Below are 14844 nucleotides of genomic sequence, written 5' to 3' on the forward strand. Positions count from 1 at the left end.
GGCGTACGTGGCGAAGGACGGCACGCCGCGCGCGGTGCCGATCGCGCACACCTGGAACGGCGAGCGGATCGTGCTGTGCACCTCGAAGAACGCGCCGAAGCTGCACGCGCTGCGAGCGAACCCGGTGGTGGCGCTGACGATCGACACCGAGGTGCACCCGCCGAAGATCCTGCTGATCCGCGGCACCGTCGAGCTGGACGAGGTCGACGGCATCCCGGAGGAGTACCTGCAGATGAACGGCAGCTACGGGATGAGCGCGGAGCAGCGGGTGGAGTGGGAGCGCGAGGTCCGCTCGCTCTACGACGGCATGGTGCGGATCGTGGTGACGCCGACGTGGGCGAAGCTGATCGACTTCGAGACGACGCTGCCCAGTGCGGTGCAGGAGCTCGTCGAGCGGCGGTCAGCTCGACAGGAAGCGGTCTAGAACGCGCACACCGAACTCCAGGCCCTCGACGGGCACGCGTTCGTCGACGCCGTGCGCCATGGCCCGGTAGTCGAAGTCCACGGGCAGCCGCAGCGGCGAGAAGCCGTAGTTGTGGATGCCCAGCCGGCTGAACGCCTTGGCGTCGGTGCCGCCGCCCAGGCAGTAGGGCACGACGGCCGCGGCGGGGTCCTCGTCACGCAGGGCCTCGGCCATCGCGGTGAACCACGGCGTGTCGATGGGGGCCTCGACGGGCGGCTGGTGCTCGAGGAACTCGCGGGTCACCCCGGGCGGCAGCAGCGAGTCGATGGTGGCGACGAGCTCGTCGACGGTGCCCGGCAGGGTGCGGACGTCGAGCTGCGCGGTGGCGGTGCCGGGGATGACGTTGACCTTGTACCCGGCCTGCAGCATCGTCGGGGTGGTCGAGCAGCGCACGGTGTTCTCGGCCAGTTTCGCGGCGGGACCGAGCCGGGCCAGCGTCGCGTCGACGTCGTCGAGGTCGACCTCCACGCCCAGTGCCTTGCCGGCGCCGACGAGGAACGCCTCGACGGTCGGGGTGAGCCGGACGGGGTGCTGGTGTGCCGCGATCCGCGCCAGGGTGGTGGCCAGCGCCGTCACCGCGTTCTGGTCGTTGCGCCGCGACCCGTGCCCGGCGCGGCCGGTGGCGGTGAGCTTCATGTGCGAGGTGCCGCGTTCGGCGGTGCCGATCGGGTACAGCCGCACGCCGTCGACGTCGTAGGAGAACGCGCCGGACTCGCTGATCGCCGCCTGCACACCCGCGAAGTGGGCGGCGTGGTGCTCCACGAGCCAATGCGCCCCGTAGGCGCCCTGGTCCTCCTCGTCGGCCACGAACGCCAGCACGACGTCACGGCGTGGACGGCGGCCCTCGGTGTGCCAGCGGTTGATGACGGCCAGCGTCATCGCGGCCATGTCCTTCATGTCGACCGCGCCCCGGCCGTGCACGAACCCGTCGCGGATCTCCCCGCCGAACGGGTCGAAGCTCCACTCGCCGGGGTCGGCGGGCACGACGTCGAGGTGCGCCTGGACCAGCACGGCCGGCAGCGACGGGTCGGTGCCGGGTACGCGCGCGAGGACGTTGGTGCGCCGCGGGGCCGGTTCGAGCAACGTGGGTGGCACCCCGTTGTCGTGCAGGACCGCCGCGACGTGCTCGGCGGCCTCCCGCTCGCCCGCGGAGCCCCCGCTGCCGCGGTTGGTGGTGTCGAACCGGATGAGCTGCGCGCACAGCTGCGCCACGTCCAGCGTCATGAACGCCACCGTATCCGGCGCCCTCGTGTGGAATTGTGACGGGCCTGTGCCGATCGTGATGGGGGAACACCGGTGCACCTGCAGAAGGCCCTGGAGGGTCTCGCGCTCAACCCGGCGCTGCCCGAGGGCATGGTCCGCCGCCTGATCGCCCACCGCCGGGGCTTCGGTGACGTCGCGGCCCGCCCGGACCTGACCGGTGAGCTGATCGACGAGATCATCGCCGGCGGCGAGCACCGGTTGCTGCACACGTTGGCGCTCAACCGGGCCCTGCCCGACCCCGTACGGCTGCGGCTGGCCCGCCATCCCGACGCCTCCGTGCGGTCCGCGCTCGTCAAGGGCTGCGATCAGGGAGCGGCGCGCGAGGTGTTCGAGCTGCTGCTCGCCGATCCCGAGCCGCAGACCCGCGCGTACCTGGCACAGAGCGACGCCCTGCCGGACGACCTGCGCGAAAGCCTCGCGACCGACCCGAGTCCGCAGGTCCGGGCGGCGCTGGGCCGCTGGTGGACCGAGGCGCCCGAGCACGTCAGGCGTCTCCTGCTGACCGACGCGGAAGACGAGGTCCGGGCAGCCGCGTGCGCGACCTACCACTCCCGGTTCCCGCATCCGGTGCCGCCACCGGACCTGGTGCCGGCCCTGATCGCCGATCCGGTCACCAGGGCCGGGGCGGTCCGGCACCTCCGCCTCGACGCCGCCACTGCCGCGCGGCTGGCAGCGGATCCGGACCCGGAGGTCCGTGCCCAGCTGGCCCGCCACCCCCAGCTGCCACCAGAACTGCGGGACGTGCTCGGCACCGACCCCAGCGGGGAGGTCCGTCTCGGCGTCTACGCCCGGCAGGACACGCCGGAGCCGTTGCGAACGGCCATCCACGCCTGGTTCGAGGCCGCTCCGCACCCGATCGACGTGGATCCCGACCTGGACGACGAGGAGATGGAACTGGCGCTCGTCCGCAGCGTCCTGGTGATCGAGCTGCACATGATGCGCCTGGAGTGGGTGATGGCCGACCCGCTGTCGCACATCGACTCGCCCTACCCGTGTTTCCGCGCTTCCGCGGCCGCCACGCGTGAACCACTGCCACCGACGCCGATCCCCGGATGCGCTGCCTCGCCCCGCGCGACCCCGACCTGCCCGCCGAACTCGTCGCCGGGCTGGCGGCCGATCCCGACCACGCGGTGCGGCGCGCGGTCGCCCAGCACCGCAACCTCCCGGAGTCGTCGCTGATCGCGTTGCTGGACGACACCGATGACTGGACCGTTCACCACGCGGCGGGCTCACCGGCGCTGCCGGTGGAACAGATGGAGCTCCTGCTGCTGCTCGCCGGCCTGTAGTCAGCCGTAGAGGCCCTCGATCGCCCCTGCCGCGACGTGCGTGACGACCTTGAAGGCCTTCATCGCCTCGGTCATCGACGCGGCGTCGAACCCGACCCGACGCACTCCGATCAAGTCGACGGTCGGCACGACCGCGGCGGCGTCGGCCAGGTGCGAGGCGTCGAACTCGACCTCGATGCGATGCGGCGCCACGACACCGGCGGAACGCCCTGCCGCGGCCATCGCCGCGGTGGCCGCTTCTGTGATCTGTGAAGAAGTCACGGCGGGTGGCAGGCACACGGCCGCGTACCGCGACACGCACTCCTTGACGGCCACGGTCCACGCGGAGGCGGCGTAGGAGGCGGCGTCTTCGCATGTGAGGTCGTCACCGGTCACGAGCAGCACGGGAGCGCCGTACTCGGCTGCCAGCGCGGCGTTGAGGCGGCCTTCGGAGGCGAGCACGCCGTCGAGCCACACGCCGGTGATGGAGTTCTCCAGGTAGGTGTGCGCGAGCACGCCTCGGGTGCCCGCGGCCGTGTGGTAGCCGAGAAAGACCACTCCGTCCACATCGGAGTCGATACCTTGCATCATCGACAACGGTTTGTGGCGGCCGGTGAGCAGGCGCGCCGACGCGTGGAGGTCTTCGAGCAGGAGGTTGCGTTGCGAGGAATGCGCCTCGTTGACGATCACCTGCTCCGCTCCGCCCGCGACGAGGCCGGTGACGCACGCGTTGACGTCCGCCGTGAACAGGCGCCGGAACCGCTGCCACTGCTCGGTACCGGGAACGACGTCCCCGGTCCAGGTGACTCCGGTGGCGCCTTCCATGTCCGCCGAGATCATGATCCGCACATCTCGGTAAGTTAGCGGTGGGCTGCTGGGGAAGAGGGGTTTTCGTGCGGGTGAAGTTGTGCGCATTGCTTGCGACAGCAATGATTTTGGGCCTTGCGGCGCCTCCGGCATCGGCGCAGCAGCCGGTGGTCCTGAAGGTCGCGATCGTGCAGCAGATCGACTCGATGAACCCGTTCCTCGCGGTGTTCCAGTCGAGCACCGAGATCGGCCGGTTGATGTACGACTACCTGACCGCCTACGCCGCGGAGGACCAGTCGGTGACCGAGGGCCTGGCGAACAAATGGGAACAGTCACCTGATCGGCTGACGTGGACCTTCACGGTCCCCGAGGGCAAGAAGTGGTCCGACGGCGTGCCGATCACGGCCCGCGACGTCGCCTTCACCTACAACCTGATGCTGTCCGACGAGGTCGCCAGGACCGCGAACGGCAGCTTCGTCAGCAACTTCGCCCATGTCTCCGCCCCGAACGACCGGAACGTGGTCATCAGGACCAAGACGCCGCAGGTGACGATGCTGGCGCTGGACGTGCCGATCGTGCCCGAGCACGTGTGGTCGAAGGTCGGCAGCATCAAGGACTACGCCAACGACCAGATGCCGGTCGTGGGCTCCGGGCCGTTCGTGCTGTCGGAGCACGTGCCGGGGCAGTTCATCAAGCTCAAGGCCAACAAGACCTACTGGCGTGGCGCGCCGAAGTACGACGAGTTGCACTTCGTGTACTTCCAGAACTCCGACGCCGCGGTGCAGGCGCTGGGCAAGGGCGAGGTCGACCTGGTCAACCGGATGGCACCGGCCCAGTTCGACTCGCTGCAGGGCAAGGAGGGCGTCACCCGCAACAAGGCGATGGGCCGCCGCTTCACCGAGCTGATGATCAACCCCGGCGCGCAGACCCGCACCGGTGAGCCGATCGGTGACGGCAGCCCGGTGCTGCGCGACGTGCGGGTGCGCCGGGCGATCGCGCAGGCCATCGACCTCGACGCCCTGGTGGCGCGGGTGAACCTCGGCTACGCGGAGAAGGGCGCCGGTCTCGTGCCGCCGGTGTTCGGCAAGTACCACTGGCAGCCGTCCGCGGCCGAGCTGCGCAAGTTCGACCCGGCCGCGGCCGGCGCGGCGCTCGACGCCGCCGGGTATCCGCGCAAGGCCGACGGCACCCGGTTCCCGCTGCGGCTGATCGGCCGTGCCGGACGGGCCTACGACGAGCAGGCCAGCGAGTACCTCAAGCGGTCGATGAGCGACATCGGCATCCCGCTCGACGTGCGGCTGGTGTCGGACAACCAGCTCAACGAGTCCACCACCGCCGCGACCTATGACCTGGCGTTCTCGGGCTGGTCGACGAACATCGACCCGGACTTCGTGCTGAGCCTGCACACCTGCGCGCAACGGCCGGGCGCGGACGGCAAGGGCGGCACCACCGACACCTATTTCTGCGACGAGACCTACGACAAGCTCTACGCCCGGCAGCTCTCGGAGTTCGACGAGGCCGAGCGTGTCGAGCTCGTGAAGCAGATGCAGGCCCGCTTCTACGACCAGGTGCCCGCCGTCGTGCTGGCCTATGAGAACGCGCTGGAGGGTTATCGGTCCGACCACTTCGCGAGGTTCACGACGCAGCCCGCGCAGGGTGGCGTGATCATGGCGCAGAACGGCATGTGGGGTTACTACGGCGCCGAACCCGCGGGGCGCACCGCGCAGGCCAGGAGCACGGGCTGGGCCGGGTTCGCCGTGGTGGGCGCGGCGATCGCGGCGCTGGTGCTGGCGTTCGTGGTGCTGGCGCGGCGGCGCAGGGCGACGGCGGGGGAGCGCGAGTAAGTGCGTCTGGCCGGTCGGTTCGGTGGTGCCGCGCTCAGCTTGCTGATGGTGGCGGTGCTGGGCTTCTTCCTGTTCCGGGTGGTGCCCGGCGACCCCGTGGTCTCGATGACGCGCGGACGTCCGACCACGGCGGCGATGCAGGCCGAACTGCGCGCGCAGTTCGGCCTGGACCGTCCGCTGCTCGAGCAGTTCTGGAGCTACTTCACCTCGCTGCTGCAGGGCGATCTGGGCACGTCGTTCACGTTCCGCCGCCCGGTCTCCGACGTGATCCTGGAGCGGCTGGGGCCGACGTTGCTGCTGGTGGGCACGGCGACGCTGATGGCGGTGCTGCTGGGGTTGTGGCTCGGGGTGCGGGCGGCGTGGCGGCGTGACTCGGTGTTCGACAAGGTCACGACGGGGGTGTCGCTGACGTTGTGGGCGGTGCCGACGTTCTGGCTGGGCATGTTGCTGATGATGGTGACGGGGGACCTGTTCCCGTCGCGGGGCATGCGTGACACCGACACGGCGCCGGACTTCGTGTCGCAGGCCCTGGACGTGGGCCACCACCTGGTGCTGCCGTCGGTGACGCTGGTCGCGGTGGTGTGCGCGGAGTACGCGCTGGTGATGCGGTCGTCGTTGCTGGAGGAGATGAACGCCCCCTACCTGACGACGGCCCGCGCCAAGGGTCTGCGCGACGACCTGGTGCGGCGCCGCCACGCCGTGCCGAACGCGGTGCTGCCGGCGATCACGCTGGTGTTCCTGCGGTTCGGGCTGGTGGTGGCCGGGGCGATCACGACGGAGACGGTGTTCTCCTGGCCGGGTCTGGGGCTGTTGTTCTACGACGCGCTGACCGGGCCGGACTACTTCCTGCTGCAGGGGTTGCTGGTGGTGACGGCGGGCGCGGTCGTGGTGATGAACCTGCTGGCCGACCTGCTGCACGGGGTCCTGGATCCACGGGTGAAGGTCGTATGAACAGGTTCGACAGGACCGGCCTCGCGGGTGCCGCGATCCTCGCCGTGGCGGCGCTGGTCGCGGTGCTTGCGCCGCTGCTGATCGACGCGGAGTCGCTGGACGTCACGCGGGTGACGGCGGACGCCTGGCAGGCACCCGACGCCGGGCATTGGCTGGGCACCGACCACACGGGACGGTCGGTGGCGCTGCTGATGGCGCAGGGCACGGGGACGTCGTTGTTCGTCGGGTTGACTGCGGCGGTGCTGTCGGTCGGGATCGGCACGCTCGTCGGAATCGTGAGCGGTCATTTCGGTGGCCTGCTGGCGGGGGCGTTGCTGCGGGTCACGGACTTCTTCCTGGTGCTGCCGGCGCTGGTGCTGGCGATCGCGCTGTCGACGGTGCTGCCGCGCGGGCTGGGCACGATCGTGCTGGCGATCGGGCTGACGAGCTGGCCGTCGACGGCACGGATGGTGCGGGCGCAGACGCTGACGATCGAGGCCCGTCCGTTCGTGGAACGCGCACGGGCGCTCGGTGGTGGCCACGTCCACGTCATCGGGCGGCACGTGGTGCCGTCGGTGGTGCCGCTGGTGCTGGTCAACGCGACGCTGGCGGTGGCATCGGCGATCGTGGCGGAGTCGACGCTGGCGTTTCTGGGGCTGGGTGATCCGACGCGGATCTCGTGGGGCGCGATGCTGCACCAGGCCCAGCTGCACGGGGCGGTGCCGCAGCAGGCGTGGTGGTACCTGCTGCCGCCGGGCCTGGCGATCGTGGTCGTGGTGCTGGCGTTCACGCTCGTCGGGCGGGCGCTTGAAGCCGTTGTGACGCCGAAGAGGTGAATCCGGTGCTGGAGCTGAAGAACCTCTCCGTCCACTACGGACCGAAACGTGTCGTGAGCGAGGTCGACCTGACGCTCGCGCCCGGTCAGACGCTCGGGCTGGCGGGTGAGTCGGGGTCGGGCAAGTCGACGGTGGCGATGTCGGTGCTGCGGCTGCTGCCCAGGGCCGCGCGGGTCGAGGGCGAGATCCTGCTCGACGGCGACGACGTGCGGACGATGTCGTGGGGCCGGTTGCGGGCGGTGCGGTGGGCGGCGGCGTCGATCGTGTTCCAGGGCGCGATGCACTCGCTCAACCCCGTGCGCCGCGTCGGTGACCAGATCGCCGAGCCGATGCGGCTGCACGGCGCGCGGGGCAGCGTGGCCGAGCTGCTGGAGCAGGTGGAGCTGCCGCGGGAGAAGGCGCGGGCGTATCCGCACGAGCTGTCGGGCGGGCAGAAGCAGCGGGTGATGATCGCGATGGCGCTGGCGTGCGGGCCGCGCCTGGTGATCGCGGACGAGCCGACGACGGCGCTGGACGTGGTGGTGCAGGCGCAGGTGCTGGCGGCGATGAAACGCCTGGTGGCCGAGCAGGACCTCGGGTTGCTGATGATCAGCCACGACCTGTCGGTGCTCGCGCAGACGTGTGAGGACCTCGCGGTGATGCATCGCGGTGAGCTGGTCGAACGCGGCCGCACCCGCGAGGTGATCGCGAACCCGCGGCATCCGCACACCGCGGCGCTGACGGCGGCGTTCCCGGTGATCGGCGATCCGGCGCACCGCTGGGCCGAGCCCGCCCCGCAGCCGGAGCCGTTGCTGCAGGTGCGGGATCTGGTGGTCGACTACGGGCGCACCCGCGCGGTCGACGGGGTGGACCTGACGATCGGGCGGGGCGAGATCGTGGCGCTGGTCGGCCAGTCCGGATCCGGCAAAACGACACTGGCCCGTACCATAATGGGGCTGCGGAAGCCGTCCTCCGGTCGGGTGATCTTCGACGGTGCCGAGGTGGGCCGCACCGGCAAGGCGCTCAAGGCCTTCCGGCGTCAGGTGCAGCTGGTGCTCCAAGATCCGTCCAGCGCGCTCAACCCACGTCACACGGTGTTCGACGCGGTCGCCGAGGGACTGCGCGTGCACGGCCTGGCCGACGAGCAGGAATCCCTGGTCACGGCCGCTGTCGAACGCGCGGAGCTGCGTCCGGCGAGCCTGTACCTGGAGTCGCTGCCGCACGAGCTGTCGGGGGGTCAGCAGCAGCGGGTGGTGATCGCCGGAGCACTGGTGCTGCAGCCCCGTCTGCTGGTGGCCGACGAGCCCGTCGCGTCCCTGGACGCCTCGGTGCGCGGGGAGATCGTGGCGCTGCTGCTCCGGTTGCGCCGGGAACTGGGCCTTGCTTCATTGATCATCACGCACGACCTAGGGCTGGCGTGGCAGATCGCCGACCGGGTCGCGGTGATGCATCAGGGGAAAATCGTGGAACAAGGCTCAGTCGAACAAGTCCTCCTCACCCCGTCTCACGACTACACGCGCGCTTTGCTGCGCGCGGTGCCGCAGGTCTGAGGGTGATCCCGCTCGAACACGCCCGGTGCCGGGCCTCGCTGACGCCTGCCGAGATCGGGCGGGGCGGGGCCGACGGCTGGGTGGCCGTGGACGAGGTGCCGGCGCTGGCGCGGCTGGCGTGGCAGGACCTGGGCCGCCCGCCCGGTGTCCTGGGTGAGCTCGCGCAGGCGAGCGAGCGCGAGCACGTGCTGGAGCTGTGCCGGATCCTGGCCTCGACCTCCCGTGCCGACACCGCGGCCGTGTGGCGGTACCTGGCCGCGGACTTCGAGCACACCGGGGAACGCTCCGACGGCAGGCAGCGGTTCCTGCTGGACCGGGCGATGCGCGGCCAGGGCGTGAACTGGCACGACTACTCGGCACTGATGGGCGTCGCCCGCCCCGAGGAGGTCGACGCGGCGTTCGACCGAGGCGAGGACATGGTCGGGGTGGCGGTGATCGGCCTGGCCCTGTCGCATCCGGACCCGCTGGTGGTGTCGCGGCGGGTGGCCCGCGCACTGGACCACAACCGCATCGAGGTCCGCCGCCAGGGCGCGACGGCGCTGGCGCACGTGGCGCGCATCCACGGGGTGGTGTCGCGGGAGTGCCTGGAGGTGCTGCGCCGTCACCCCGACGAGGTGGCCGAGGACGACCTGTGGACGTTCGTCGCACACCGCAGGCTGCCGGCGTGGTTGTGGTGGCGGCGGATCAGGTCACGGCCAGGGCGGCGAGTTCCGCGCGCACGGCGGTCTCGGTTACGTGGTCGCGCTGCCCCTCGGCCCGTCGCAGTGCCTCCTCGAAGTGCCGGCGGGCCAGGACGGGATCGCCTTCGGCCTGCGCGACGCGGCCGCGTTCCACGGCGATGTGGCAGCGCATCTGGTCGGGCCCGTACCAGCCGCCCGGGCACCGCTCCCACGCCTGGTCGCACTGCTCGCGGGCGGTCGCGTAGTCGCCGGTGACGCGGGCGAGTCCGGCCAGGCCGAGGTGGGCGCCGGCCTGCACCACGAGTGCGCCGGCGCGCCGCGCGAGGGTGAGCGCGAGGCCGAAGTCCGTGCGCGCGCCGTCGAGGTCGCCGGCGAGCAGGGCGGCCTGCGCGCGTCCGATGACGGCTTCGGCGGTGTCCTCGGTGGCGCCGAGCTCGTCGAGCAGGCCGCGGCCCCGTTCGATGTGCGCCAGGGCGCCCGCGGCGTCGCCTCGCGCCAGGGCGATCTCGCCGAGCTGGTTGAACGCGAGCGCCGCGCCCCAGCGGTCGCCGATGCGCGTGAACGCCGCCGCACCCTGCGCCAGCAGGTCGGCGCCCGCCGTCTGGTCGCCTGCCATGCGTGCCACGAGACCGTCGCCGACCAGCGCCAGCGCGGCACTCCACGGGTCGCCGCCGAGCAGCCGGTTGCGGCGGTGCCACACCTGGGAGTCGCCTCGCGGCGCACCGAGCGCCATGCCCCACATCATGGTCATGATCGGGTAGCGCGGCGGGTCGACGAGCCTGTCCAACAGCGCGTCGGCCTGCCGGATGCGGGCGCTCTGGTCCCCGGTCGCGACCGGCCAGGCGATCAGCAGGCACAGCGCGTACTCCTGCTCGTGGCCGGGCGGCGGGGTCTCGCCGCACGCGTGCAGCACGGCTTCGGCCTGCTGGGCGGCCTCGGTGCGCAGGCCGCGGAACCAGTAGTAGGTGGCGAGCGCGGCCATGAGCTCCAGGGCGAGGCGCACGTCGTGGCAGGTGGCCCAGGTGACGGCGGCGACGAGGTTGTCGTGGTCGGCGGCGAGCCGGGCGAGCCATTCGATCTGGCCGTGGGCGCGCAGGTGCGGTTCGGCCTGCTGCGCGCGTTGCAGGAACCAGCGCGCGTGCGTGGCCGCGAGGTCCGGGGCGTGGGTGGCGCAGAACGCGCGGATGGTGTCGAGCATCCGGTAGCGGTCGTCGACGACCTCGACGAGTGACTTGTCCGCCAGCGACGTCAACGTGTCCACATCGGACCCGCACACCGCGGTGACGGCGTCCAGGCCGGCTCCGCCGCTGAACACGGTGAAGCGGGCGGCGAGGTCGCGTTCGGCGTCGGTGAGCAGGTCCCAGCTCCACTCCACGACGGCGTGCAGCGTGCGATGGCGGGGCGCGGCGGTGCGGCTGCCCTTGGACAGCAACCGGAACCTGTCGTCGAGGCGGGCGGTGATCTCGGCCAGCGGCAGGGTCCGCACGCGGGCGGCGGCCAGTTCGATGGCGAGCGCGATCCCGTCCAGCCGCCGGCACACCTCGGCGACGACGCCCGCATCGGCGTGGAACCCCGGCTTCACGGCCTGCGCGCGGTCGAGGAACAAGCGGGTGGCGGCGTCGTCGTCCAGCGCGGTGACCGGGCTCAGCGTCTCCCCGGTGATGCCGAGCGGTTCACGGCTCGTGGCCAGCACCCGCACGTCCGGGCAGGAGGCGAGCACGGAGCCGAGCACGCGGGCGGCGTCCTCGACGACGTGCTCGCAGTTGTCCACGACCAGCACGACGTCGCGGGCCGCCAGCGCCGCCCGCAGCCGTTCCTCGACGCTGACCGGGCCACCGGACAGCAGTCCGGCCTCGCGCACCCCGAGGCCGTCGAGCATCGCCCGGGCGACGTCGGTGGTGGCGCTGAGGTCGACGAACGCCACCTCGCCCGGTTCGCGGTGCGCGACCTCGACGGCGAGCCGGGTCTTGCCGGTGCCACCGGGGCCGATGAGCGTGACGAGCCGGTTGTCGCGCACCCACTTCGACACCCGCCGCAGGTCCTCGTCGCGACCCACGAAGCTGGTGAGCTGCGCGGGCACGCCCCGGTGCGGTGCCTGCGCCCGCAGCACCTCCAGGTGCGCGGCCGCGAGCACGGGGGAGGGATCGACGCCGAGCTCGTCGGCCAGCAGCTCCCGGCCCTGCGCGAACACCTCCAGCGCCTCGCCCTGGCGGCCGTCGCGGTGCAGTGACCGCATCAGCGCCGCTCGCAGGTCCTCCCGCAACGGGTGCTGCGCGAGCAGCTCCCGCAGGTCTTTCGTGGTCCCGCCCGCCACCGCGCAGCCGATGAGCACTTCCGTCAGGTTCTGCCGCGCCACCGGCACGAACGGCGCGTCGACGTCCGCGAGGGCGGGCCCGCGCCACAACGCCAGCGCCTGCGCGGCCCGTCCGGCCGCGAGCAGCCCGGCGCAGTGCAGGTGATCCACCTCGGACGGCCCGGCGACGAGCCGGTAGCCCGCCGGGTGGTGCTCGATCACCAGCCCCGGCACCGTGCGCCGCAACCGCGAGACCTGCGACTGCAGGGCATTCGCCGCCCCGGCGGGCGGGTCGGCGTACAAGCCGCCGATCAGCTGGTCGTGCCCCACGATCCGCCCGGCGTCGAGCACGAGCATGGCCAGCAGCGCACGCTGCCGCGGCGCCGCGACCTCCACACCGTCGACCAGCACCGGACCGAGCACCCCGAACCTCACAGGCGTGATTGTTCCCGAGCCGGGGGATCTACGAGGCCGGAACCGGCACTGCTCCGAACACCTAGCGCAGCGCGTGTCCCGTCGTCGCGTCGACATGAGCCGGGACCTCGTCGTGACGATCACCGACCGTCGAGGTCCCGGTGGGCTCGAACAGCAGGATCTCCGCACCGTCCGGCGCCGACGGCTTGTGGAACGTCCCGCGCGGCACGGTGAACACCGACCCCTTCGCGAGCACGACCGTCCGCTCCCCGTCAGGCTCGCGCAACGCGATGCGCAGCTCACCGTCGAGCACCAGGAAGAACTCGTCGGTGTCGTCGTGCACGTGCCAGAGGTGCTCACCCCGGACCTTCGTGACGCGCACGTCGTAGTCGTTGACCTGCGTGACGATCCGAGGGCTCCACAGGTCGTCGAACGAGGCCAGGGCTTTGTCGAGGGCAATGGGTTCGCTGTTCACGGCCACCAGCCTCGCCGTTGTCGCACCACGGGCGTGAGTGCTAGGAATCGCACATGCCGCAAGATTCCTCGCACCGCGTCGTCGTCATCGTCGACGAGAACTCCAACCCGTTCGAACTCGGCTGCGCCACCGAGATCTTCGGCCTGCACCGCCCCGAGATCGGCGGCCACCTCTACGACTTCCACCTCTGCGCACCCGAACCCCGCACGGCGATGCGCGACGGCTTCTTCACCCTCACCGGCGTCGCGGACCTCAGCGCCGCCGACACCGCCGACACCCTCATCGTCCCCAACCGCCCCAACGTCGACGCACCCAGACGCCCGGAGGTCCTCGACGCCATCCGCCGCGCCCACACCCGCGGCGCCCGCCTCGTCGGATTCTGCAGCGGCGCCTTCACCCTCGCCGAAGCCGGCGTCCTCGACGGCCGCCGCGCCACCGCCCACTGGCAGTGGGCCGACGACTTCCGCAGCCGCTTCCCGGCCGTGCACCTCGAACCCGACGTCCTGTTCGTCGACGACGGCGACATCCTCACCTCCGCCGGCAGCGCCGCCGCCCTCGACCTCGGCCTGCACCTCGTCCGCCGCGACCACGGCGCCCAGATCGCCAGCTCCGTCAGCCGCCGCCTCGTCTTCGCCGCACACCGCGACGGCGGCCAGCGCCAGTTCGTCGAACGCCCCGTACCCGACCTGCCCGACGAGTCACTCGCCCCCGTCCTCGCCTGGGCCCAGCGCCACCTCGACACCCCGCTCACCGTCACCGACCTCGCCACCCGCGCCGCCGTCAGCCCGGCCACCCTGCACCGCCGCTTCCAGGCACAGCTCGGCACCACACCACTCGCGTGGCTCACCGGCGAACGCGTCACCCTCGCGTGCCGGCTCATCGAACTGGGGGAGCGGCGCTTCGACGTCGTCGCCCGCCGCACCGGCCTCGGCACCGCCGCCAACCTCCGCGCCCTGATGCGCCGCGAAACCGGCCTCACCCCGTCGGACTACCGGCGCCGCTTCAGCCCAGCGCCCGCAGAATGATCCGCTCCACCACCCGCGTCTTCGCGTCGGCGTAGTCCTGCACCCGCCCCCACGTCCGGCCCGCCAGCTCACGTTTCGTGCGCTCGTACTTTTCCCGGTCCTCCGGGTGAGCACGCAGCCGGTCGCGGAACGCCAGCATCCGGTCCAGCTCCTCACACCTGGGCGAGAAGACGTGCAGGTTCACGTCCGGCGCCGTGCCCTTGAGCACCCGGTGCTCGTGCCACGTCCGCTCACGAAGCCGCAGGTGGTAACCCGCCGCCACCAACGCCGGCACGTAGGCGTCCTCATCGGCCGAGTCCGGCACCACCAGCAAGATGTCGATCAACGGCTTCGCCGCCAGCCCCGGCACCGACGTCGACCCCACGTGCTCCACCCGGACGACCTGCTCACCCAGCGCCGCCCGGATCTTCGCCTCCTCACCCGCGTACCACCGCGCCCACGCCGGATCGTGGTCCCGCAGCACCACCGGGGCGTTGTGCGGCGGCGTCTCCGTCACGAACTCGACCTCACCCGGCTCCACCGGACACGCCAGATACGCGCGTTCCAGGATCTCCAGCACCACGGCGTTCTTCGCGTCCACGTAGTCCTGCACCCGATCCCACGGCCGGGCCGCCAGCGCTCGCTTGGTGGACGCGTACAACTCGCGGTCCCCGGCGTTGCCGCGCAGCCAGTCGCGGAACAGCAGATGCCGCCGCACCTGAGCACACCCACGCGGGAACACGTGCAGGTTGACGTTCGTGTCCGGGCCCTTGAGCACCCGGTGCTCGTGCCAGTCGTCCTCCCGCACCGCCACCCGATACCCGGCCGCCTCGAGCGCGGGCACGTACGACGCCTCGTCCAGCGGGTCGTCCACCACCAGCATCAGGTCGATCAACGGCTTCGCGCACAACCCGGGAACCGACGTCGACCCCACGTGCTCCAGCACCGCCCCCGGCAACGCGGCCAGCACCCGCACCCGTTCCCGCTCGTACAGACCGGGCCAGGCAGGGTCGTACTCGGCGAGCTCGATGTTCATGGCAA

At 71.7% G+C, this 14844-nt stretch carries 13 protein-coding genes; 8 read left to right on the forward strand and 5 right to left on the reverse strand.

Annotated features, from left to right (window positions below; all coding sequences use genetic code 11):
• Positions 1-424 (forward strand): pyridoxamine 5'-phosphate oxidase family protein (locus SK571_RS36830; RefSeq protein ID WP_319988734.1); only part of this gene is annotated, 424 nt, incomplete at its 5' end.
• Here SK571_RS36830 and SK571_RS36835 read toward each other — a convergent pair.
• Complete coding sequence (locus SK571_RS36835; protein ID WP_319988735.1) at positions 401-1687, reverse strand: M20/M25/M40 family metallo-hydrolase; 1287 nt, start codon at positions 1685-1687, stop codon at positions 401-403. The genes SK571_RS36830 and SK571_RS36835 overlap by 24 nt on opposite strands.
• A 72-nt stretch (positions 1688-1759) precedes the next feature.
• Here SK571_RS36835 and SK571_RS36840 point away from each other — a divergent pair, with 72 nt between their 5' ends.
• Both SK571_RS36840 and SK571_RS36845 read left to right on the forward strand, forming a co-directional pair.
• Positions 1760-2905, forward strand: a complete 1146-nt coding sequence (locus SK571_RS36840) for a hypothetical protein (protein WP_319988736.1) — start codon at positions 1760-1762, stop codon at positions 2903-2905.
• Positions 2857-3012 carry a hypothetical protein gene (locus SK571_RS36845; protein ID WP_319988737.1) on the forward strand — a complete coding sequence of 52 codons (156 nt, stop codon included), beginning with the start codon at positions 2857-2859 and terminating at the stop codon, positions 3010-3012. The genes SK571_RS36840 and SK571_RS36845 overlap by 49 nt, the downstream gene beginning before the upstream one ends.
• Here the strand turns inward: SK571_RS36845 and SK571_RS36850 are convergent, their stop codons facing one another.
• A complete protein-coding gene (locus SK571_RS36850) occupies positions 3013-3840 on the reverse strand; it encodes a M55 family metallopeptidase (RefSeq protein ID WP_319988738.1) in 828 nt (275 codons plus the stop codon). It lies immediately after the preceding gene.
• 80 nt (positions 3841-3920) lie between these two features.
• Here SK571_RS36850 and SK571_RS36855 point away from each other — a divergent pair, with 80 nt between their 5' ends.
• From SK571_RS36855 to SK571_RS36870, 4 genes are read left to right on the forward strand one after another with little or no spacing between them, the layout of a single operon-like run.
• Positions 3921-5642 carry an ABC transporter substrate-binding protein gene (locus SK571_RS36855; protein ID WP_319988739.1) on the forward strand — a complete coding sequence of 574 codons (1722 nt, stop codon included), beginning with the start codon at positions 3921-3923 and terminating at the stop codon, positions 5640-5642.
• Positions 5643-6593: an ABC transporter permease gene (locus SK571_RS36860; protein WP_319988740.1), complete on the forward strand. Its 951-nt coding sequence runs from the start codon at positions 5643-5645 to the stop codon at positions 6591-6593.
• Complete coding sequence (locus tag SK571_RS36865; protein ID WP_319988741.1) at positions 6590-7408, forward strand: ABC transporter permease; 819 nt, start codon at positions 6590-6592, stop codon at positions 7406-7408. Before SK571_RS36860 ends, SK571_RS36865 begins: the two co-directional genes overlap by 4 nt.
• The gene (locus SK571_RS36870) at positions 7405-8937 is read left to right on the forward strand and encodes an ABC transporter ATP-binding protein (protein ID WP_319988742.1); all 1533 of its coding nucleotides are present in this window, start codon (positions 7405-7407) and stop codon (positions 8935-8937) included. The genes SK571_RS36865 and SK571_RS36870 overlap by 4 nt, the downstream gene beginning before the upstream one ends.
• Positions 8938-9621: 684 nt before the next feature.
• Here the strand turns inward: SK571_RS36870 and SK571_RS36875 are convergent.
• Both SK571_RS36875 and SK571_RS36880 read right to left on the reverse strand, forming a co-directional pair.
• The gene (locus SK571_RS36875) at positions 9622-12345 is read right to left on the reverse strand and encodes an AfsR/SARP family transcriptional regulator (protein WP_319988743.1); all 2724 of its coding nucleotides are present in this window, start codon (positions 12343-12345) and stop codon (positions 9622-9624) included.
• Positions 12346-12406: 61 nt separating this feature from the next.
• Positions 12407-12799 carry a cupin domain-containing protein gene (locus SK571_RS36880; RefSeq protein ID WP_319988744.1) on the reverse strand — a complete coding sequence of 131 codons (393 nt, stop codon included), beginning with the start codon at positions 12797-12799 and terminating at the stop codon, positions 12407-12409.
• A gap of 53 nt (positions 12800-12852) precedes the next feature.
• Here SK571_RS36880 and SK571_RS36885 point away from each other — a divergent pair, with 53 nt between their 5' ends.
• Positions 12853-13824: a GlxA family transcriptional regulator gene (locus tag SK571_RS36885; protein ID WP_319988745.1), complete on the forward strand. Its 972-nt coding sequence runs from the start codon at positions 12853-12855 to the stop codon at positions 13822-13824.
• On the opposite strand, the gene SK571_RS36890 is transcribed toward SK571_RS36885, so the two are convergent.
• On the reverse strand, positions 13802-14839 hold the full coding sequence (locus SK571_RS36890; protein ID WP_319988746.1) for a GrpB family protein: 1038 nt from the start codon (positions 14837-14839) through the stop codon (positions 13802-13804). The two genes, SK571_RS36885 and SK571_RS36890, sit on opposite strands and share 23 nt — an antisense overlap.
• Positions 14840-14844: the final 5 nt, after the last annotated feature.

Origin of the sequence: Lentzea kristufekii, from assembly GCF_033949925.1 — a bacterium.
Lineage (GTDB): Bacteria > Actinomycetota > Actinomycetes > Mycobacteriales > Pseudonocardiaceae > Lentzea > Lentzea kristufekii.

Excerpts from the sequence above, each read along its gene's own strand:
- SK571_RS36855 (WP_319988739.1), top strand. The coding sequence starts at position 3,921 with ATGATTTTGGGCCTTGCGGCGCCTCCGGCATCGGCGCAGCAGCCGGTG.
- SK571_RS36885 (WP_319988745.1), top strand. The coding sequence starts at position 12,853 with ATGCCGCAAGATTCCTCGCACCGCGTCGTCGTCATCGTCGACGAGAAC.
- SK571_RS36865 (WP_319988741.1), top strand. The coding sequence starts at position 6,590 with ATGAACAGGTTCGACAGGACCGGCCTCGCGGGTGCCGCGATCCTCGCC.
- SK571_RS36890 (WP_319988746.1), bottom strand. The coding sequence starts at position 14,839 with ATGAACATCGAGCTCGCCGAGTACGACCCTGCCTGGCCCGGTCTGTAC.
- SK571_RS36835 (WP_319988735.1), bottom strand. The coding sequence starts at position 1,687 with ATGACGCTGGACGTGGCGCAGCTGTGCGCGCAGCTCATCCGGTTCGAC.